Below are 21,466 nucleotides of genomic sequence, written 5' to 3'. Positions count from 1 at the left end.
CCTAGGATAAGGAGAAGGGAAACTATACCTGCTTCTGTCTCAGGATCTTGTTGTCTATGGAGTAGCGGCCGGGGCCTTTCACCATAAAGAACAGCACCAGCGCAATTATCCCCAGCGATAGCAAAAGCTCCGTGTTCTGCAGGCTGATACCGGCCTCACGCTGCGGGCTTACAATAAGCAGTGCACCTACCAGTATCGGAAGCTGGCAGAGCAGCGCCAGGCGTGTCAGCATCCCGAACGCGATCATAAGCCCACCTACAATATGCACCATGCTGGTCAGAAAATGCGCTTTCCCCGCCGAAAGCAGGTCCTGCTGTGCTCCAAAAATATAGAACACATCGGTGGTATGCTCCAGGAACAGAATTCCCTTAACAAACAGGAACAAGCCCAGTAAAACGCGCAGGGCATCCATCCAGACCGGGTTATTGGCGCTGTTGATGCGCCGCGGGTGTCGGAGTTCGTGTGCAAGAGCCATGGCAGTAAGGTTAAGTAAACAAATGAGTTATAGCTATATTTACGTTTTGCTGCTATAGTCCGGTTTTGTACTATTTATCCTGCCGTTTAACCTTAAAAATCCACTTTACGCCGAAATCGCTTTCAGTATTGCCTGTATCGTTTTAGCTTTGTACTCCCGAATGAACGTTCGGTTGAAGGAGGAGCGCTTATGGAACCGATAGCAGATAAGAAGAAGGCAATATTTGAAAGCACGCTGGAACTGGTCCGGGAAAACGGCTTTCACGGCACGCCCATGAGCATGGTAGCCAGACACGCCGGCGTGGCAGCGGGCACTATTTACCATTACTTCGAGAGCAAGGATCAGCTGATAAAGGAATTGTTTGATTATGTGCAGCAGCAGGCCATTGCTATAGTTGAGAAAGAAGATTGCAAAACAATTCCGTTCAAAACCTGTTTTCTTAACCTTTGGTTTGGCTTATACACCCTGTATCACGACAGGCCGAATGTACTGAAGTTTTTTGAGCAGTTTGTGAACTCACCTTATAGTACAGGCAGGCCGCCGCTGGAAGAAGATAAGTTTTATGCGCCCCTGTTGCTGTTTTTTGAGCGCGGCATAGCCGATGGCGAATTGCAACAGGTAAGCCCTAAGATACTGGCCATGCTGGCACACAGCAGCATTGTGTCAACGGCAAAACTGGCCGGGAGCGGCATTGTGCAGCTTACCCCAGCCGAACTGAAACAGATACCCGAACTGCTCTGGAACGGCATTAAGCAAACAACCTGATAACTATAGTTTAAACTATAGTTATCAGGTTGTTTAAACATACACCAGAAATAATTTACATACAGATCATCAACAACACTAAAAACAAATGAAATAATAACTGCCTGAGGCTTACCTGGTAACGGCGTTGTCCGTTTAACATTGCAACTAATTTACTGAACACCAAACCTATACATGAAACTAAGTAAACGCTTAAAATTACTGCTTACTGCCTGTCTGCTGGCCCCGGGCGTGCTGTTTGCGCAGGACAACAAAGCCGTGCCTGCCACCGACAGCCTGACCCTGGAGCAGGTGATAGCTTATGCGCTGGAGAACAGGGCAGCCGTAGAGCAGGCACTGATAGACGAAGCCATCGGGGAGCGGGAGATACGCGCCAGCCTGTCCGGTTGGTTTCCGCAGATAAATGCCAACTTTGGCGGTAACTATAACATTAAAAGGCAGCAACAGCCTTTCGGCGACGATATCATTACCGTGGGGCAGAAGTATAATTCCAGCCTTTCGTTGCAGGCCACGCAAAATATTTTCGACAGCAACCTGCTGCTGGCTTCGAGGGCAGCACGCTCCAGAAGAACGCTTCTGGATCAGGAGATAACCGATACCCGCATCAGTACGGTAGTGGAAGTGAGCAAAGCTTTTTTTGATGTATTGCTGACACAGGAGCAGCTCCGCATACTGGACCTGAACATTACCCGCCAGGAAAAACAATACAACGATGCCCGCAGCCGCTACGACGTTGGGTTGGTAGACAAGACCGATTACCAGCGTGCCGCCATTACCCTGGCCAATATCCGTTCGGACCGCAAGCGCGCCCTGGAGGGTATAAAAGCCAGCATTGCCTACCTGAAACAGCTGATGGGCTACCCGGTAGACCAGGACCTGAAACTGACCTATAGTTACGAGCGCATGGAGCAGGCCGTGCAGGTAGATACCACCCAGTTGCTGGCCTACGAAAACCGGATAGAGCTGCAGCAACTCGAAACACAGCGCGAGCTTTTAAGACTGAATACCGCCTACAACCGCTGGAGCTTTTTACCAACTGTGTCAGCTTTCGGTAACTATAACCTGCTATACTTCAACAATGATTTAGGCAACCTCTATAACCAGCATTACCCAACATCAGGGGTAGGCCTGCAGGTGTCGCTTCCTATTTTCCAGGGTACCCGGCGGTGGCAGAATGTGAAGATAGCTCAGCTGGAAGAGCAGCGCCTGGATGTAACTATAGAGGATACCCGCCGCGCCCTGAACACCGAATACCAGACAGCCCTTGCCAACTATAAAAGCGACCTTACCGAGTGGAAAACATTGCAAAGTAACCTGCAGATGGCGGAAGAGGTGTACGAGATCATCAAACTACAGTACGACGAAGGCGTGAAAGCTTATGTGGACCTGATCGTAGCCGAAACTGAGCTGCGCACTACGCAGCTGAACTACTATAATGCCCTTTACAATGTACTTTCCAGCAAACTCGATCTGCAAAAAGCTTTAGGTAACATCGATGTCAACAGATAAAACAGAGAAAAACTCCAACATGAAAAATAGATACACATGGCTGCTCTCGGCCATTCTTGCGCCGGCTGTTCTTGCATCCTGCGGCGACGATAAGGCTGCCCAGCAGCAGATGAACCCGGCGGCTATGGCAGTACCGGTAAATACCATGCAGGTAAAAGAAGAACGCGTAACCGGCAAAGATACCTATCCGGCAACGGTGGTGGCCCTGCAGGAAGTGGAGCTGCGTCCGCAGGTATCAGGTTATATCACCAACATATTTGTGCAGGACGGCCAGCGCGTAAAAAAGGGCCAGAAACTATACGAAATAGACCAGAGCAAATACCAGGCAGGCATACAGTCGGCGCAGGCCAGCTTGCAAAGTGCCAGAGCTAACCTTGCCAGAGCAGAGAAAGACCTGGAGCGTTACGAGCGACTGGCTGAGCGCGATGCCATTGCCAAACAGCAGGTAGACTATGCCCGCACCGATGTACAGACCGCCCGCGCGCAGGTCAACGCTGCCCAGGCACAGGTGCGCAGCGCCTCCACCGACCTCAATTATTCTGTTATCAATGCGCCTTTCAGCGGAACTATAGGTATTTCGCAGGTTAGGGTAGGAGCGCAGGTTTCTCCGGGTCAGCCACTGCTGAACACCATCTCATCTTCCGACCCGATCGCGGTAGATTTTGTGATCAACGAAAGTGAGCTGGGCCGTTTTACAAACCTGCAGCAGGGTAAGCAGCCGGACTCACTTTTCACTATCCGTTTTAACAATGGCGAGCAATACGAGCATGCCGGTAAACTGGTAGCCATCGACAGAGCGATTGGTCGCCAGTCGGGTACAACTACGGTGCGTGTGCAGTTCCCGAACCCTAATGAGAGATTAATACCTGGCATGACCGTAAGCCTGGACGTGCTGAACCAGGACATTGGCGAGCAGATCGTGATCCCTTACAAATCTGTAACCGAGCAGTTAGGTGAGTACTTTGTATATGTGGTGCAGGGCGACTCGGTGGTGCAGCAGAATGTGCAGTTGGGTACCCGCATGAGTGGCAACGTAGTAGTGCGAGAAGGCCTGAAAGAGGGACAGCAGATTGTGACGGAAGGTATACAGCGCCTGCGCCAGGGTGCCAAAGTACAGGTAGGCGCACCGCAGCAACAGGGCCAGCCACAGGCAGGGGCACCAAAGAAATAATTTCATCTACCCTTCAGAAGAGATTCAGAAAGAAACATGATATCAGAAGTATTTATAAGAAGGCCCGTCACCGCTATGGTGATCTCGATCGTGATCGTGCTGGTGGGTGTGCTGGCCATGATGAATTTGCCTGTCACCCAGTACCCGGATATTTCGCCGCCCTCGGTTTCGGTATCGGCTAACTATACTGGCTCCGATGCCTTAACGGTGGAGCAGGCCGTAGCCACCCCGATCGAGACGCAGATCAACGGTTCGCCAGGCATGGCCTACATTACCTCTACCAGTACCGGTACAGGCCAGATGAACATGTCGGTTACATTTGAGATTGGTACGGACATAGACATTGCAACGCTGGATGTGCAGAACCGCGCCAGTATTGCCCAGCCATCGCTGCCGGAAGAGGTACGCAGACTGGGTGTAACAGTGCGTAAGCGTAACCCGAGCATCATGATGGTAATCGGTATCTACTCGCCGAACCGTACGCACGATGTACAGTTCCTGGATAACTATACTAACATTTATGTGCGCGATGCCCTGATGCGTGTAAGCGGTGTGGGGGATATCTTCTCTATTGGCCAGGACTTTAGTATGCGTGTGTGGCTGCAGCCCGATAAACTGGCGCAGTATAACATTGGTGCCTCCGAAGTTACAGCCGCTATTCAGGAGCAGAACCTGCAGGTAGCGGGTGGTACGGTAGGTGCCGCGCCACAATATGACACACAGGCTTTCCAGTACCCGATTACCGTAACAGGCCGTTTGCAGACACAGGAAGAATTCGGCAATATCATCGTTCGGACCAATCCTGCTGATGGCTCAATCGTTTACCTGCGCGACGTAGCACGTATCGAGTTCGGTAAGTTTGACTATGGCCGCGAATCCAAGATAAACGGCAACCCTGCCACCATGATGCTGATTTACCAGGCCCCTGGCAGTAACGCCCTGGACACGGCCGAAGGTATTTATGCTGCGCTGGATGAAATGAAACAAACGTTCCCGGCTGATGTGGATTACATTGTGTCTTTCGAGACAGTTTCGGTGGTGCAGGTGTCGATCAACGAAGTAGTGAAAACGCTGGTTGAAGCCCTGATACTAGTTATTATAGTAGTGTTCCTGTTCCTGCAGAGCTGGCGTGCTACGTTGGTCCCAATTCTGGCCATTCCGGTTTCCATTATAGGTACGTTCGTGTTCTTCCTGCCTTTAGGCTTTACCATCAACACGCTTACCATGTTTGGTTTCGTGCTCTCCATTGGTATTGTGGTGGATGATGCCATAGTTGTGGTGGAAGCGGTGCAGCATTACATTGACCATGAGAAGCTCTCGGCGAGGGAAGCCACGCGTAAAGCCATGAAGGACATTACGGCTCCGGTTATTGCCATTGCCCTTATTCTGGCAGCGGTATTTATTCCGGTGGGCTTTATTCCGGGTATTGTGGGCAGGTTGTATCAGCAGTTTGCCATCACAATTGCTATCTCTGTACTTATCTCGGCTTTTGTGGCTTTAACGCTTACGCCGGCCCTTTGCTCACTGATGCTGAAGCCAATGAACGTGAACAAGGACTCGCGCGGCATCAACAAATTCTTCTATAAGTTTAACAACTGGTTTGCCCGCACCACTGAAAATTACTCGGTGGGAGTGCGCAAAAGTATAAAAGCGTCGCCGCTGGTGCTTATCCTTCTGATCTGCCTTTATGCAGGTACAGTAGGCTTGTTTGCCAGTAAACCAACAGGCTTTATCCCATCCGAAGACGAAGGCCGTTTCTTCGTGTCGATAGAGTTGCCGGAAGGTGCATCTAAAAGCAGGACTTCTGAGATATTAAACCAGGTAGGCGAGCAGATGGCAACTATACCAGCCATCCGTAACTATACTTCCGTTGCCGGACTGAACGCCATCAACTTCTCGTTTAAATCGAACAGTGGTACGTTCTTCGTGCAGATGGCGCCCTGGGATGAGCGTGAAGATGAATCGGAGAAACTACAGGCTGTAATGGCTACACTGCAACAGAAATTAGCCGGTATTAAGGAAGCCAACATCCTGGTGGTGGCGCCGCCTGCCATTCCGGGTCTGGGTGCTTCGGGTGGTTTCAGTTTTGTGCTGCAGCAGCGCCGTGCCGGCGATGTAAAAGAGCTGGAGCAGGTAATGGGGCAGTTCCTGGCAGCCGCCAACCAGCGTCCTGAAATTGCGATGGCCTATAGTTTCTTTACAGCCAAAACCCCGGGCTACCACGTAGACGTGGACCGCGAAAAAGCCAAGAGATTAGGCGTGAACGTTGCGGATGTGTATGCTACCATGTCAACGTATATGGGTAGCCGCTATGTGAACGACTTCACCCGCTACGGACGTAACTTCCGGGTGGTAGCGCAGGCCGATACCTCGTTCCGTATGGACATTGAAAGCCTGAAACAGTTTTACGTGATGAACCGCCAGGGCGAATCGGTGCCGCTGAGTGCGCTGGTAAGCACCAAAGTGGTAGAGAATGCCCCGGTAATTTCGCACTATAACCTGTTCCGTTCCGTGGATATTAATGGTAGTGCCGCACCGGGCTATAGTTCGGGGCAGGCATTGCAGGCCCTGGAAGAAGTTGCAGCTGAAGTTTTACCAGCTGGGTACGGTTACGAATTCTCCGGTCTGAGCCGTGAAGAGCTCGCAGCAGGAAGCAGTACCATTTACATCTTCTCGCTTTCCATTATCCTGGTGCTATTGTTACTGGCTGCGCTGTATGAGAGCTGGTCGGTACCGTTCTCTATCCTGTTTGCTATTCCGCTGGGTATGTTCGGGGCGATACTGGCCTTAACCTTACTCCCTAAGCTGGACAACAACGTGTATGCCCAGGTAGGTATGATCACGCTGATCGGTCTGGCTGCCAAAAACGCCATTCTGATTGTGGAATTTGCCAAGGAACGGGTGGACAGGGGCATGGAGCTGATTGCAGCAACTATAGAAGCCGTAAAACTGCGTCTTCGCCCGATCATCATGACCTCGCTGGCCTTTATCTTAGGGGTGGTTCCGCTGGCTATGGCCTCAGGCGCCGGTGCCGTATCGCGCCAGACAATTGGCTGGGTTGTGATCGGTGGTATGCTTGCCGCTACGTTCCTGGCGATCTTTGTGGTACCGGTACTTTACGTGGTTATCACCAGGCTGGCTTATGGTAAAAAAGGCCTGGCCGAACTCCGCGAAAGAGCCAACAACCAACCGGATACAGATGAAGGCGGTGACCCAGCGTATGTGAATCCGTAATTATAAACTATAGTTTGAGGATAAAAGAAAATCCCCGGCCGGTATGGTCGGGGATTTTTTTGTCCTGGCGATCGCTGCGTAAAACTTCGCGCCCTTTGCGGTTAAATTTAAAGGCAATGAGCGCAAAGGCACCCGCAACGTACGCAAAGAGCTACAGCTATCGGCTAACTATAAGCTTCACGGACTTACTTTGCGAACCGCTGATGATGCGGGCAATGTACATGCCGTTTGGCAGGGCAGCGCCATCTACTTCCACCTGTTTTGTTTCGCCGGCTATAGTTGTGCCCGCTGCCAACTCACTGATCAGGTTGCCGCGCAGGTCGTGCAAGGTAACAGTGTAAGGTGCGGCTTCGGTCGCCTCAAAGGCTATAGTTGTTCTGTCGGAGAACAGGGTAGGAGTGGCGTAGGCGGCTAAGGTGTTAGTGGTTGCGGCAGAACAATCTTCTTCCCGAACCTTCATGCAGAATTTGATATCATCTACAGCACCAGAGCCAAGCGTTATTTCCATCCTCATGACACGCCCTGTACTGCCCAGATCTATAGTTTGCTTGCTGTTGTTGCCGAGTGGCTGCAATTGTATTGACTTTAGTTGGTTTCCATGTTCATCAAACAGCGCTACCCACGAATTATCCTCATATTCATCTACATCCAGTACCTTCATGGATTTTAATGTTACCGGACCAAATGCAGAGAAGTCAAGATAAAGCTTGCCGCCGAACTGGTTATCATTGGGTACATCGGTAAGGTCCTGATTTATGATCAGTACATTGCCCCAGTCTTCTGTGTAAAGGTCATCATCGTCACCGGTTGGCATACCGGTATCAAAAACAGCAGCATGATTTTCCGGAGAAGGGGGCAGTTGCCCATACTGATCGTTATTTTTGCTGCCCCAGATCTTTACTGTGCCAGCACCGGTTCCTGTCATAGAGATAAGTCCCTTACTTTCATTGCTGAAATCAAGAGTATAACAAACATCATTCTGTAAGGCTGATAAAACACTGACTGTGGTGGACGTACTGCATACGGTTCCGTTTATAGTTACCGTAACGGTGTAGAAACCAGCTAAACTTACTACAGGGTTCTGCTCATGGTAGGTAGTGCTGTCAGGCCCTGTCCAGGTAAACGAAACGTTTCCTGTCACGGACGATGCCTGTAATTGAGCTGTACCAGTTTCACAACTAAGAATACCACCCCTTGCTGTAAGTTCAGGAGCAGCACACTGATCTGAAATGGTGTATTTGTTTACAGTCAGATTGTAAACACTGTCCTCTCCATCGTGGCTGATATAGCCGGATAAATAAATTTCCCCTGTATTGCTGATGGCTATATAGTAGCTGTGCGTGTTTATCTTTTTATCAAGTAAAGTCCCGTCTGATGTGTGTAGCAGCATAACAGCTTCTGTTGTGCGGGTAGCCGGATTTACAGTAGAGCCTAATGATATGACACTGCCGTCTGGTAATACTGCCAATTCACTTGGATATGCCCTGTCACCATATTCCGGGTCGTACGTATCCGCCCAAAGTTTTTCTCCGGTACTTCCGTCTATTTTAGCGGTTACAAAACCATAAGGTGGCGGTGTATGATTGAGTTGGGCTTCGGTTAACAGAAATACGTTTCCTGCTTCGTCTAAAGCGGCATCTGCATAATAGTCACGTTGTTCAAAGTGGTAATCGTCTTCCCATAGTAAAGTCCCCGATGCATCCAGTTTTGCTACCCCCAGCATTCTGACAGGCGACGACAGGTGCTGTGTTTGTTCCATGATGACATATAAGTGGCTGCTGTTATCATGCCAGATCAGTTCCCTTGCCCAGTAGCGTCCGCTGCCTTCTCTCGTATTAATGAACTCCCTGCTGTAAAGCGTGGCGGCGGTTTCAGTATCGAGCTTGAGCAATATAAAGGCTTGTTCTGTTCTGCTTCCTTCTTTAGAATAGGTCAGATATAGTTCATCTCCAATACCCAGCACAACCTCTGCTGATCTTATCATTGGATCTGTGGCTATAGTTTTAGTCCAGAGGGTACTGCCTGAAGGCGACAGTTTAACAAGGAAGAGCTCTGCTTTACTTTTGTAGCCGGCTACATACACATTGCCTGCTGCATCTACCTGCATGGTTTCTCCAAAGCTCAGCGCATACGGAGTCAGGTCATGTGTCCATAGCAGGTTGCCGCCTGCCGATAGTTTGGTAACCGCGTTGCCGAGCAGGTAAGCATTGTTCTGCGCATCTAAGGCAATCATAGTTACAGCATCGTTCACCGGCGTAGCCCATAGGGTAAATCCATTGGTATTCAGTTTGGTAACAGTGGCAGTTCTATCAATACTTGCGAGTGCAATAGCGTGGTTATCTGATGTGGTAAGAATATCGGTTAACTCTGCCGGTTGCTCAAAATACCTGAGCCATTCGTGTTTAAATACCTGAGCCGTTGTGAGCGCGGGTAACAGCAGTAAAAAAGTTAACAGAACTATGCCATATTGGTAAGTTGATTTTGGAAAAGCATGTTGTAAAAAGTAGTATATCTGTTTCATAGGTATAATAAGTAGTATTAGTGACTATAGAACAGCAGGGTGAAGGCTGAATAGAGGGAGCGGGCGCGGATACTATCTATACTTTTACCCTTTATCAGTTCGTTAGTTATAGTTAAATTTTAAGGAGAGTGCTGATAGTAGAAGATGATATAACTGTTTGGTTAATAGTGCTATATTGGTGAATTGAGCTATGGTGCGCTGCGCCAGTGTTACGGCTTTAAAAATTGCACTGTTTCTCGGAGATGATTCCTGAAACTATGGAACAAGGAGTTTACCAGTAGCTAAAGAAATTACAAACTATAGTTATGCTATAGTCACAAAAAAGCCCCGACCTTATGGCCGGGGCTTTGGTATAATTTGCTACATCAGCAGCTTGTAAAACTATAGTTGTCTACGCTCTTACTTTTTCCAGCAATTGCTCCATCCAGAAGATCAGGAAAAGGGCTACCAGGTTTACCCCGATAAACTCCTGGCCAAGGTCGGTGCCGATGTTGAAATGGAACGATGAAAGGGCCAGCCGGAATTTAAAGATCCATCCACCGATCATATCCACGCCAATGCCAACACGCAAGCCCGCCACATACTGGAAACCGTACGCCCCGAACGAGAAGTACACCACCTGCAGCACCTGGTTAACGATTGAAAGCAGGAGCCCACGCTTATAGTTGCGGTACAGCATGCGCCCGCACAGGATAGAAAAAACATAAAGCGCTCCTGCAAAAAGGCCCATGCGCAGGGCAGCCTGGTCTATTACCATTTCGCCGCTGTACATAACCCAGGCTGTCAGTAAAATGCCCAGTACGCCGCCCACGATCTGGTAAATGGCAATGATCGATAATTTAGTTCGGGTTGATTTATCCAAAATTCAGCTGTTAAGTTTACCTCCTGCCTCTGGCAGGCGCAGTGCAAAAGTAACAATTAACAGCGAAGCATGGGCAGGTGTTTCGGCAAACTATAGTTCGGGCTGCAGCGCTGCCGTATCCAGGGCGCCAACGGTGCCAGTTCTCCGGCTTACCAGGTAAACACGCCATACCAGTAACAGGGCTTCTGCTATAATAATCGCCAGGAAGGCCGACAGGAAAGTGGCATGTATATGCGCGAACGTTACGGCCAGCATAGCAACAAAAGGCAGCAGGATCAGGATGGTATCGAGTTTATTGAACAGGCCGGACCGCAGAATGGTAGCAGCAAAAGCAGCAAAAGCCAGCAGGGCAGCCATGTTGGTAAGCGTTATATTTACATAGGCCAGCACCATTGTAGCCATAGCAAAGCCCAGCCCCAGCCAACTATAGGTATTTTGCCCGATGTGGTCGGTCGGGGCAGGAGTAATGTTACAGGGGTTGTTCTGGTAAAACATGAACCGGAATTTCTTATGCTCCAGTCCAAGCAGTGTCAGGTTCAGGCCTAAAAAGATCGCGTTCAGGTACGGGGTTCCGGTCCAGTTCATAGATACCGTAACGGCCAGAATGGACACGTTCATGGGCACCAGCATAACAGCTCCCAGCAAACTAAACCGCTGCGACAATAGCAACATACCACAAATTACCTGGCTGATGGCCACTACCTGCGCAAATAATCCAAGGCCGTGTTTTGCAAGCGCTTCTTCCAGCCAGGGCGGCCCTATCAGTTGCCCGAACTCGCCATGCGTGAGCTTGCAGATGCCGGCCGAAAAAAAGATATAGCCCAGAAAGAGGCGGATAAGTACAGTGAGCATGTCTTGATTGCGGAGCATAGTTTTATGAGCTAAGTATAAAAGATACAGGTAATTATACTTAAAAGTAGCAGGTGCAGGCATAGCAGTGCAAAGCTTTTATACCAACAGGCAGGATGTTTCGGTTAACTGGCAAATTAGCGGGCTGAGCCGGAAGCGGGAACAGGGAGGGGCAGAAATTAAAAAAGGCTCCCCGTCTGGGAGCCTTTTTTACTGAATAAGTTATAATAACTTTTCAACTTTTAGCCATCCCTTTATACGGGAGGACTTCAGCGGAGGTTACAGGTTGTGTAAAAATTTTTAATTTTTTTTCGGATGAGCGGTATTGGGGATAAAAGGAAAGATTAAACCCCGCCGGGGCACGCCACAAGCACGTAGTACCTATATTTGCAGTGCCGCACGCTATTGCCCGGAACATGTTTAAAGAGCTACTCGAGTTTAAGAAATCCGACAGAAAATGGCACATGCCTGTGCTGGCCGGTCTCTGTATTGGCATACCTGTGTTGGGCGGTTATTTTACAGGGCACATGCAGGATGGCAAACTGGCTTCCATGTCGGCGCTGGTTATTCTTTACATACAGTCGCAGCAGCTAAGCCGCCGCATGATCGTGCTGATGAGCTGTTCTTTTGGCATTCTGGTGTCGTTTGCCTTAGGGCTGGTATTTGGCTTTAACCTTTACGTGGCATCGCTGGTGCTGGGCCTCTACGCCTGCGTTGTGCACCTCACCCTATACTACCTGAAAATGGTGCGGCCGCCCGGCAACTTCTTTTTTATCATGATCGCGGCGGTGGCCATCAGTCTGCCACACGAGATAGCCCTGGTGCCACACCGCCTGGGGCTGGCCGTAATCGGTACCATTATTTCGTGCCTGCTGGGCCTGGTCTATAGTCTGATAACGCTGCGCCCACTGGTAACGGACAACGAAGTGGTAACGGTTACCAAGAACCGCTATGTTAACCTGGTAGAGTCGCTTACTTATGGCTTTTTTGTGGGCTTCTCGCTGCTGGTGGCTTATTTACTGGAACTCGAAAATCCGTACTGGGTGCCCACTTCGTGTGCCGCTGTAATGCAGGGAGCCAGCGCCACACACATCTGGCAACGGAGCGCGCAGCGGGTGCTGGGTACGTTTATCGGGCTTATTGTTACCTGGGGCGTGCTGTTGCTTCATCCGTCGCTGCTAACTATAGCCATCAGCATTATTGTGCTCCAGACGGTGGTAGAGATACTGGTTGTGCGCAATTATGGCATTGCGGTTATTTTCATCACTGTGCTCACTATTTTCCTGGCAGAGAGTGGTACATCCCTTACAACGGACCCAACCGCACTCATCACTACACGCTTTTTCGACATCCTGATCGGGAGCGTGATAGGGGCAGCAGGCGGCTGGATCTTGTACAACGAGAAACTGCACTACCTGGCCATCCGACAGATCCGCCGCAACAGGATCAGGATGGGAAGACGCCGGTACAAAAAAGAATAGTTAAAACCACCAACTATAGCCTGTGTTCTACAATTATAGTCCGGAAGGCTGAACTTTAGTTTGTGCATTACCCAACTATAAACAGGAAAAATAAAGGTTAAGCTATAGTTTGAGAAGGCTGCGCCAACTATAGTTCTGAGCGGCAGCTTACCTACCGCATCAGAAACTTAAAGTGTTCCAGGTTCTTCAGCGCAATGCCGGTACCATTTACAACAGCGTGCAACGGGGCATCCACAATATGCACCGGCAGTTTGGTTCTGCGGGCCAGTCGTTTATCCAGGCCACGGAGCAGCGCGCCGCCGCCCGTTAAGTAAATGCCGGACTGGTGAATGTCGGATGATAATTCCGGCGGAGTTAGCTCGAGCGTCATCAGCACGGCATCTTCTATCTTGGAAAGCGATTTATCGAGGCAGGCAGCAATGTCGTGGTGAGTAATGTGCACCTGCTTCGGCAAGCCATTCATCAGGTTACGGCCTTTTACAGCATACGGCTCCGGTGGTTCCGGCAGGTCATCCATAGCAGCTCCCACTTCAATCTTCAGCTTTTCGGCGGTTGGCGCACCGATCAGCATGCTGTGCTCCCGGCGTATATATTCTATAATGTCTTCGTCAAAATTGTTACCGGCCACGCGTACCGATTGCGAACAAACAATACCGCTCAGCGCGATCACGGCTATCTCGGTAGTGCCGCCGCCTACATCTATAATCATGTGCCCGGTGGGCTCCTGCACGTCCAGCCCGATACCGATGGCAGCGGCAACAGGCTCATGGATCAGGTAAATCTCTTTGGCACCCGCTATCATGGCTGAGTCGCGGATGGCACGTTTTTCTACTTCCGTAATACCGGCAGGCACACACACCACCATTCTGTAAGACGGCGAGAAACCCAGGCGGCCTTGTTTTTTCAACTTCAGCATACCTTTTATCATGTGCTCGGCTGCATGGAAATCTGCGATAACGCCATTGCGCAGCGGCTTCACGATCCGGATATTCTCATGTTCGCGGCCAGCCATCTGCTCGGCCTGCCGGCCAATGGCTACCACCTCGCCGGTTGTATAGTTAAAAGCGATAATAGAGGGCTCATCCACCACCACATTGTTTTCCTGAAGTACCAGGAAATTGGCTGTGCCGATGTCGATAGCTATATCTTGGTTAAGAAAATTAAAAAGACTCATACTATAGATTTTGTGCCTGAGGTACTGCCGTACCCGTATTGTTACAAATTTAAGGCTTTTACCCGAGAACCAGCAGGTTTACGATAGGATAATGCACGGAATAGCAGTATAGTTTCGTGGCGAGGGTGGTGGCCCTTACTTTTTCCGGGAAGCAGGCAGACCCCATGTTTTTGAAACTGCAGGTAAAATAACTATACTTACCCTGTGTTTTAAATGTAACCCGATGAGAAACCTACTGTCTACCGTTTGCCTGCTGGTGCTTTGCACTACCGGCGTATTTGCCCAGAACAGAGTATTTACCCGCCAGGATACCCTGCGTGGCTCCATCACACCGGAACGCGCCTGGTGGGATCTGACCTATTATCACCTGAGCGTGCAGGTAAACCCCGTCGACAGCACCATAAAAGGCACAAACACTATCCGCTATAAAGTACTGGAGCCAAAGCAGATTATGCAGATCGACATGCAGCAACCGATGGCGATCGAAAAAATAACCCAGGGCGGAAAAGTACTGACTTTCAAAAGGGATGGCAACGCTTATTTTGTACAGCTTCCGGAAGCGCAACAGGCGGGCAAGGTAAACGAGGTGAAAGTACATTTTGGCGGCAAACCAACTGTAAGCACCAACCCACCGTGGTCCGGCGGCATCACCTGGAAAAAGGACAGCAACGGCAACCCGTTTATTGCCAACTCTAACCAGGGAAGCGGCGCCAGCATGTGGTGGCCCTGCAAAGACCACTCGTACGACGAGCCCGACAGCATGCTGATCAGTGTGCGCGTGCCGGAGCATTTAATGGACGTATCGAATGGCAGGCTGCGCGGCGTGGAGCAGCACAACGACAAGACAAAGACCTGGCACTGGTTCGTAAATAACCCGATCAACAACTATGGCGTGAACATCAGCATTGCCGACTATGCGCATTTTTCGGAGAAGTACCAGGGCGAAAAAGGCGTGCTGGACTGCAACTACTACGTGCTGAAGGAGAACCTGGAGAAAGCCAGAGTACAGTTTAAAGATGCTGCCCGCATGTTGCAGGCCTTTGAGCACTGGTTTGGCCCTTATCCGTTTTATGAAGACGGCTACAAACTGGTGGAAGTGCCTTACCTGGGCATGGAGCACCAGAGCGCTGTTACCTATGGCAATGGCTACCAGAACGGCTACCGCGGGCGCGATTTGAGCGGCTCCGGCTGGGGAATGAAATTCGACTTTATCATCATCCACGAATCGGGGCACGAGTGGTTTGCCAACAACATCACCAACAAGGATGTGGCCGATATGTGGATTCACGAAAGCTTCACCAACTATTCCGAAAACCTGTTCCTGGATTATCACTATGGCAAAAAAGCCAGCAGTGAGTATGTGATAGGTACGCGCCAGAACATCAAAAACGACCGACCAATTATCGGGACGTACAATGTAAACCGCAGCGGCTCGGGCGACATGTATTACAAAGGCGGCAATATGCTGCACACCCTGCGCCAGATCGTGAACGACGATGAAAAATGGAGAAATATACTACGCGGCCTGAACAAGGATTTCTACCACCAGACCGTTACCACCCAGCAGATAGAAAATTACCTGAGCCAGCACACCGGCCGCAACCTGACACCGTTTTTCGACCAGTACCTGCGCGATGTGCGCATCCCGAAACTGGAATACCAGGTAGCTGGCAAAAAACTGAAATACCGCTGGAGCAATACCGTTCCGGATTTTGATATGCCGGTAAAAGTGCTGGTAAACGGACAGGAACAATGGCTGGAGCCAACTACGGCCTGGAAGGAAACCAAGCTCCGTAAGAAAAATGCGACCGTAACCATAGTACCTGATTTTTATGTGGAAGCTGCCACTGCAAATGCCACTGCCGAAGCCCGGTAAAACTATAGCCCAGCTATAGTTGCAGGTGCGTTCCCTTGCTCTTCCGGGCATAGATACCCGGAAGAGCTGAGGGCACAACACACGCTAAACACATACCACTTCATATTTTACTTTACTACAATCTTCCCTTTCATTACCGGGTGAAAACTGCAATAGAAGGCCGCACTTTTGGTGGCAGCCATGCGCCAGCTATCTCCGGAAGCCAGGGCGGGTGATTTCCATGCCTTCCCGGAGATCTCTGTAGCATCGTGGGTAACGATGTCTTTGTTCACGAACACAATTGTGTCTCCTTTATGAACAGTCAGGGTGGCGGGATTGAACTGCATCTGGCTGATCCGGATGGTGTGTACAGTTGGCTGCACGCCTGCTACCGGCGTAAAGGTAGTGCAAAGCAACAGCAACCCGAACAGCGACAGATCGACTGGTAACAGTTTCAGGGTTTTCATTTCTGGTTGAGTTGTTTCTGCAACATCTGGGCATGTTCCAGGTGCGCATTCAGGGCAGGTACTATACTTTGCAGCAGGTTTCGCAGCTCCTCATTTTCTGATTCGGGGATAAGCAATCCCTCCACTGCCGAAATAACCGCTTTGTGGTAGGCCACCTCATTGTTCACATAGGCTTTGTCGAAGGCGCTGCCGGATTTGGTGCGCAGCATGTTGGCTGTTTTGGCTGCATCAGCCTGTAGTTGTTTGCCCACGGCATTCTCTTTGGGGGTTACGCCTAATTTCTGCACCAGGTCCGAAGCCTGCTTTATCACGGCCTTGTGGTCGTTTATCATGGTTTCGGCAAACTGCAGCACGTCCTGGTTCTTCGATCTTTCTTTGGCCAGCATGGCCTGGTCAATATCTATCTGGTTGGCGATAACAGCTACCGACGCCACTTCCGCATCCGATAGTTTCGGGTTGTTCTGTTTGTTCTGAGCAGCGGCGGTTTGCAGTTGCAGGGCAAAGGCTATAAATAAAACCATTGCCCAGAAAGTTGATGATTGGTGTGTTCTCATAGTTTTTGCTTTTTGTTTACCTGTTAGAGTAGCTTGCCGGCAGGTAGTTACAGAAACTATAGTTTTTATTTTGGCTGATACTAAACAACTATAGTTCGAAACCGGAATCACACTTCATAAGCACTGGAGCAGTAAACTATAGTTTGCTCAACTATAGAATAACCCCAGTACACCACCATAAACCAGGTGCGCCAGCAAAGTTGCCAGGGGCGTGCCATGGCCATAGTTCAGAGCCATAAAGCCGGGCGGTTCCAGTTGCCGTGTAGGAGTGGGGCCCTGGTAGGGATTGGCTACCCTTGGGTGTATGGTGGTAACCAGCGGCAACCCGACCGTGAGCACAAATGTACCATGCACCAGCCCGATGGCCATGCCAAACCACCAGGTGGCCAGCCCGCTACTTTCAAAAGCAGCGCCGTAAATAAACGCAAAAAGCCAGCCCATGAGCAGGTGCAAGGCAAACCCCCACAGCGGTGCCTTGTTGCGGTTGGGCGTAAAAAAAGTGCCGAGCAAAAAAGGCAGGTCCATACGGGTAAGGCCCAGTGGCCGCGAGGCAGCCAGGAGTATGGAAAGGATAAGCGTGGCAGCAAATCCCCACAGAAAAAGGTCACTTATATGCATAGTGTTTTATGTTTTGCTGGTATACTTCGTTAAGTGAAAGCGCCGCATTAATGAGGCCGATGTGCGTGAAACCCTGCGGGTAATTGCCAAGCAGCGCGCCGGTGTCGGGGTCTATCTCTTCAGATAAAAGGCCTGCGGGACTGGCATGTGCCAGCATGGTTTCGAACAGTTCGATGGCTCTTTCCACTTCTCCGGCCTTTACCAGCACCTCTATCAGCCAGAAGTTACAGATACCAAAAGCGCCTTCATCGCCCTGCAGCCCATCTGTTATGTTGCGGTACCTGTAAAGCAGGTCGTTTTTCAGTAGTTTATCGCAGATTGTTCGGGTAGTGGCGCGCATTCTGGGAGAGGCCGCATCGCAGTAGCCTACCAACGGCAAGGTAAGCAAACTGGCATCTACCCGGTCGCCGTAAAATTCGTGCGTATACGAGTCCATTTCTGTGTTGTACCCTGCTTCTTCCACCGCCTGCTTTATCCTGTCGGCTGTTTCTTTAAAGAGTTGCAGCGGGGCGTCGGTCCAGTTATACTGTTGCGCTAAGGTCAGTAACCTGTCGAGCCCGGCCCAGGCCATTACTTTGGAGTGTGTATGATGCGAAAGATCGGCGCGCACTTCCCAGATACCGTTGTCGGGTTTGTCCCAGAGGCGACAGATGATCTTGCCCAGCCCGATCAGGAATTTGCGGGTGTCGCGGTCAAAGGTTTTTACGAGAGGCGCATAGGCACACACGGCATCCAGCACTTCGCCATACACATCCAGCTGAAATTGCTTATCGGCTCCGTTCCCGATCCGGACAGGCGTTGAGTTTTGGAATCCGCGCAGCCAGTCCAGTGTTTTTTCCTTCAGTTTTGCATGCCCGAACACCGAGTAAACTACCTGAAGCTTTGGCCTGGTCAGGCGGGTGGCGTGCAGTATCCAGTTCATGTAGGCGTGCGCTTCGTCGGTATAGCCCAGTTTTATCAGCACCCTGACGGTAAAAGAGGCATCGCGCAGCCAGCAGTAGCGGTAATCCCAGTTGCGGCCGCCGCCGGGGTGCTCGGGCAGCGAAGTAGTAGGGGCTGCAACTATAGCGCCGGATGGGGCATGGGCCAGTAGCTTAAGCACCAGCGCGCTGCGTTTTACGGCCTGTTCGTACACGCCTTTATACTGGCAGCGGCTGCTCCAGTTTTCCCAGTAAGCTATCGTCTGGTGCATCCGGTTCAGGCCGGTTTTGGGCAGCTCGGGCAACACCACGGGGCACTGACCCGAATAGCTCATCGAAAAGAGGATCTGTTCGCCGGGCTGTACTATAAACTGCGCTGTCGCGTTGCCTTCCTCCACTATAAACTGGTCTGGTTGCAAGGTGCTCAGCAGGGTGTAGATGTTCCCTTTCCAGGCGAAATGAATACCGAGCTTCCGGCGGTTTTGCAGGCGCGGTGTGTTCCGGCCATAGTAAGTACGGGGTGTATATTCCAGTTTAAAAGCAATCGTTCCGGAAAGGCCTTCCACCACGCGCAGCACTTCATGGTCGGGGAACAGCGTGCGTTTCCTGGCTTCTTCGGTCTGTACGGCAAAGGCATCCAGCAGGCGTGCTTTGCCGGTGGCGGTCTCAAAAGTGGTTTCCACTACGTTGGTATCGGGCAGATAGCGCTGCTGCGAACTATAGGTGCCTTCGGGGCAAATGCTGAAATGGCCGCCACGTTCGGGATCTAATATAGAAGCAAACAGGCTGGGCGAGTCAAATTCGGGCAGGCAGCACCAGGCTATAGTTCCGGTTTTACTGACCAGGGCTGCCGCACGCGCATTCCCGATCAGGGCATAGTCTGATAACCTGGTAACCATAGTCAGCGGGCAAGGTTATAGTTTATAGTCAGAAGGCAGGGCTTTGAGTACGCGGCCCACCAGGGCATCGCAGCGCTTGTTTCCGAACTCAAATACATCCCGGTTAACAGACAGCTTGAACAGGCTCTCTTTCAGCATGGATTTGGCACGGTGCAGCCGCACTTTTACGTTACTTTCCGACAGGTGCAGGCATTGGGTGATCTCCTGTATGGGCATGCCTTCTACTTCGCGCAGGTTATATACCACGCTGTATTTGGCAGGCAGGCTGTCGATGGCTTTTTCCAGCAGTTGCTTTACTTCCTGCCGGATAGCTAATTGCTCGGGGTTCATATAGTTTACTTGAGTTAACAGGTGAGAAAAATCTTCCGGCTGGTCTAACAGAAATGCGACCGGCGACAAACGTTTCCGTTCGCGCAGCTTTGCCAGGGCATTGTTAATCCCGATCCGGATGAGCCAGGTAGAGAACAACGCATCGCTGCGGAACTGGTATAGTTTCTCGAAAGCTTTCAGGTAGGTGTCCTGCATGGTGTCTTCTACTTCCTGTTCCTGTTTCAGATAGCTCCGGATAACCCGGTATAGTTTCTGGTTGTGCCGCCGCATCAGCAGTTCGTACAGGGATACTTCGCCGGCTAGCACGCGGGCCACTACGGCGGCATCGGTAAGGGCTGCTTCGCCGGTGGCGCTTCTATAGTTCATCTCTTCCATAGCATAATAGGTTTTATAGTTAGATGTACAGTAGCAGAAGGAGTTACAATATTCTGTAACGTATTTCAGCGGCATTCATCTAATCAGCAGAAACCAATTAAAAAGGAGGACAAAAATCATGGGAACAATTGCATCAACTACAACCAGCGCACACAGGGCCGAGCGCCCCGCCTACGACCGCCTTGCCACTGCCACCAACCTGCTGAAGTACACCTATGGCCTGGTGCCTATTGTAGCAGGCCTCGACAAATTTACCCACCTGCTTACCGACTGGAATAAGTACCTGGCCCCGGTGGTGGCCGATATGCTGCCATTTAGTGTGAATACCTTTATGAGCATAGTGGGTGTTATCGAGATCATAGCCGGCGTACTGGTGCTTATCAGGCCGAAGATAGGCTCGTTGGTAGTGTGCCTGTGGCTGGTTGGCATAGCGCTTAACCTGCTGCTCAGTGGCGAGTATTTTGATGTTGCCGTCCGGGACCTGGTCATGGCGATAGGTGCTTTCTCGCTTTACCTGCTGCTGCCCCGCACCGACGAAGCACATCTGTAAACAAAACTGAGGCTGGCTTATGCCAAAGCGGGCTTCTCCGGCAGGATCGGGGAGGCCCGTTTTTTTTGTGCGGTACAAAATGCCGGTTGTTTTGCATTTTGGCCGGGCGGGCTATAGTTGCCGGCTGCACGGTTGCAGATTATAGTTACCAGTGATGGCTACAACTATAGCACTTCCTCCGGGCGATTAGTTTGAAATGCCGGATTAACCCTGCTTTTAAATCGCTTGTTGTAACATAGGTTTAAAAGCAGAGATCGCTGTTGTTTTGTGCTGTTTCATAAAAGACGAAAGCTGCTGCAGTGCCAGGCATCTCAGTTCTAAACCACCCTCTCCGCCTGTCCGGAAAACAGGTGGTAATGCAAGCAGTTGATTGTCAAACAGAAGTAACGGAAATTTAATATATGAATTTTCTAATATTATCTGTTGAGTCTTTGGATTTAAAACTAAATGAAGCTTATTTTGGTGAAAAATAGAGCCTGAGGGAAAGTGAGTTAAGTAGCTTTATATGACAGGTTTAGAGCTTTATTTAAAACCTGTTTTGCGTTTTTGCCTGCCACCTGAAAACAAACTATAGCTTTTTAATAATCGCTTAGTTTTCAACTTATAGCCAAACTTTCACGCCCTCAGCCATGCTACATTTCCCTGCCCTACAGGTCAGTTCAGGATTCTCATTCCTCAAAAATAAAATACTACTTTTCTTGCCTGCCTCGCCGTGAGTTTAGGTAAAGCTACGCCTGTTTGCCTGCATTGTGTTGGCTATAGTTGTGGAGCATTCTTATACCACGCCAACCGCATTACCGATGCCTAAACGGGGAGCAACCGGCATTTTAGTATAAATTTTTATTAGCACAACCAAC

At 50.3% G+C, this 21,466-nt stretch carries 17 protein-coding genes; 7 read left to right on the top strand and 10 right to left on the bottom strand.

Annotated features, from left to right (window positions below):
• Positions 1 to 22 precede the first annotated feature (22 nt).
• The gene (locus H7F15_RS11165) at positions 23 to 475 is read right to left on the bottom strand and encodes a DoxX family protein (protein WP_185197060.1); all 453 of its coding nucleotides are present in this window, start codon (positions 473 to 475) and stop codon (positions 23 to 25) included.
• Positions 476 to 664: 189 nt separating this feature from the next.
• On the opposite strand from H7F15_RS11165, the gene H7F15_RS11160 reads away from it, so the two are divergent.
• The 4 genes from H7F15_RS11160 (at position 665) to H7F15_RS11145 (ending at position 7,154) form a co-directional block, all read left to right on the top strand.
• Entirely contained in the window at positions 665 to 1,240 is a 576-nt protein-coding gene (locus tag H7F15_RS11160; RefSeq protein ID WP_185197059.1) for a TetR/AcrR family transcriptional regulator, read from the top strand.
• 174 nt (positions 1,241 to 1,414) lie between these two features.
• Positions 1,415 to 2,749, top strand: a complete 1,335-nt coding sequence (locus tag H7F15_RS11155; RefSeq protein WP_185197058.1) for a TolC family protein — start codon at positions 1,415 to 1,417, stop codon at positions 2,747 to 2,749.
• 19 nt (positions 2,750 to 2,768) lie between these two features.
• Positions 2,769 to 3,920, top strand: coding sequence for an efflux RND transporter periplasmic adaptor subunit (locus tag H7F15_RS11150; protein WP_185197057.1), 1,152 nt, complete (start codon positions 2,769 to 2,771; stop codon positions 3,918 to 3,920).
• Between the two features lie 36 nt (positions 3,921 to 3,956).
• Positions 3,957 to 7,154, top strand: a complete 3,198-nt coding sequence (locus tag H7F15_RS11145; protein ID WP_185197056.1) for an efflux RND transporter permease subunit — start codon at positions 3,957 to 3,959, stop codon at positions 7,152 to 7,154.
• 157 nt (positions 7,155 to 7,311) lie between these two features.
• On the opposite strand, the gene H7F15_RS11140 is transcribed toward H7F15_RS11145, so the two are convergent.
• The 3 genes from H7F15_RS11140 to H7F15_RS11130 form a co-directional block, all read right to left on the bottom strand.
• On the bottom strand, positions 7,312 to 9,675 hold the full coding sequence (locus H7F15_RS11140) for a T9SS type A sorting domain-containing protein (RefSeq protein ID WP_185197055.1): 2,364 nt from the start codon (positions 9,673 to 9,675) through the stop codon (positions 7,312 to 7,314).
• 391 nt (positions 9,676 to 10,066) lie between these two features.
• A complete protein-coding gene (locus H7F15_RS11135; RefSeq protein WP_185197054.1) occupies positions 10,067 to 10,537 on the bottom strand; it encodes a hypothetical protein in 471 nt (156 codons plus the stop codon).
• Between the two features lie 90 nt (positions 10,538 to 10,627).
• On the bottom strand, positions 10,628 to 11,407 hold the full coding sequence (locus H7F15_RS11130) for a DoxX family protein (RefSeq protein ID WP_185197053.1): 780 nt from the start codon (positions 11,405 to 11,407) through the stop codon (positions 10,628 to 10,630).
• Between the two features lie 395 nt (positions 11,408 to 11,802).
• On the opposite strand from H7F15_RS11130, the gene H7F15_RS11125 reads away from it, so the two are divergent.
• On the top strand, positions 11,803 to 12,867 hold the full coding sequence (locus H7F15_RS11125; RefSeq protein ID WP_185197052.1) for an FUSC family protein: 1,065 nt from the start codon (positions 11,803 to 11,805) through the stop codon (positions 12,865 to 12,867).
• Positions 12,868 to 13,018: 151 nt separating this feature from the next.
• On the opposite strand, the gene H7F15_RS11120 is transcribed toward H7F15_RS11125, so the two are convergent.
• Positions 13,019 to 14,041, bottom strand: coding sequence for a rod shape-determining protein (locus H7F15_RS11120; RefSeq protein ID WP_185197051.1), 1,023 nt, complete (start codon positions 14,039 to 14,041; stop codon positions 13,019 to 13,021).
• Between the two features lie 223 nt (positions 14,042 to 14,264).
• Between H7F15_RS11120 and H7F15_RS11115 the strand changes: the two genes are divergently transcribed.
• Complete coding sequence (locus H7F15_RS11115) at positions 14,265 to 15,917, top strand: M1 family metallopeptidase (RefSeq protein WP_185197050.1); 1,653 nt, start codon at positions 14,265 to 14,267, stop codon at positions 15,915 to 15,917.
• A gap of 107 nt (positions 15,918 to 16,024) precedes the next feature.
• Here H7F15_RS11115 and H7F15_RS11110 read toward each other — a convergent pair whose 3' ends face one another.
• The 5 genes from H7F15_RS11110 to H7F15_RS11090 form a co-directional block, all read right to left on the bottom strand.
• Positions 16,025 to 16,363, bottom strand: a complete 339-nt coding sequence (locus H7F15_RS11110) for a plastocyanin/azurin family copper-binding protein (protein WP_185197049.1) — start codon at positions 16,361 to 16,363, stop codon at positions 16,025 to 16,027.
• Entirely contained in the window at positions 16,360 to 16,917 is a 558-nt protein-coding gene (locus H7F15_RS11105) for a DUF4142 domain-containing protein (RefSeq protein WP_185197048.1), read from the bottom strand. Before H7F15_RS11105 ends, H7F15_RS11110 begins: the two co-directional genes overlap by 4 nt.
• Positions 16,918 to 17,064: 147 nt before the next feature.
• Positions 17,065 to 17,535: a hypothetical protein gene (locus tag H7F15_RS11100; RefSeq protein ID WP_185197047.1), complete on the bottom strand. Its 471-nt coding sequence runs from the start codon at positions 17,533 to 17,535 to the stop codon at positions 17,065 to 17,067.
• Positions 17,522 to 19,354: a glycoside hydrolase family 15 protein gene (locus H7F15_RS11095; RefSeq protein WP_185197046.1), complete on the bottom strand. Its 1,833-nt coding sequence runs from the start codon at positions 19,352 to 19,354 to the stop codon at positions 17,522 to 17,524. Before H7F15_RS11095 ends, H7F15_RS11100 begins: the two co-directional genes overlap by 14 nt.
• A gap of 15 nt (positions 19,355 to 19,369) precedes the next feature.
• Positions 19,370 to 20,059 carry an RNA polymerase sigma factor gene (locus H7F15_RS11090; RefSeq protein WP_255481191.1) on the bottom strand — a complete coding sequence of 230 codons (690 nt, stop codon included), beginning with the start codon at positions 20,057 to 20,059 and terminating at the stop codon, positions 19,370 to 19,372.
• Positions 20,060 to 20,177: 118 nt separating this feature from the next.
• Here H7F15_RS11090 and H7F15_RS11085 point away from each other — a divergent pair, with 118 nt between their 5' ends.
• Complete coding sequence (locus tag H7F15_RS11085; protein ID WP_221627053.1) at positions 20,178 to 20,609, top strand: tRNA (5-methylaminomethyl-2-thiouridylate)-methyltransferase; 432 nt, start codon at positions 20,178 to 20,180, stop codon at positions 20,607 to 20,609.
• Positions 20,610 to 21,466: the final 857 nt, after the last annotated feature.

The sequence above is a fragment of the Pontibacter sp. Tf4 genome, assembly GCF_014212495.1.
Classification (GTDB): Bacteria; Bacteroidota; Bacteroidia; order Cytophagales; family Hymenobacteraceae; genus Pontibacter.
This window is presented reverse-complemented; position numbering and strand designations above follow the sequence as displayed.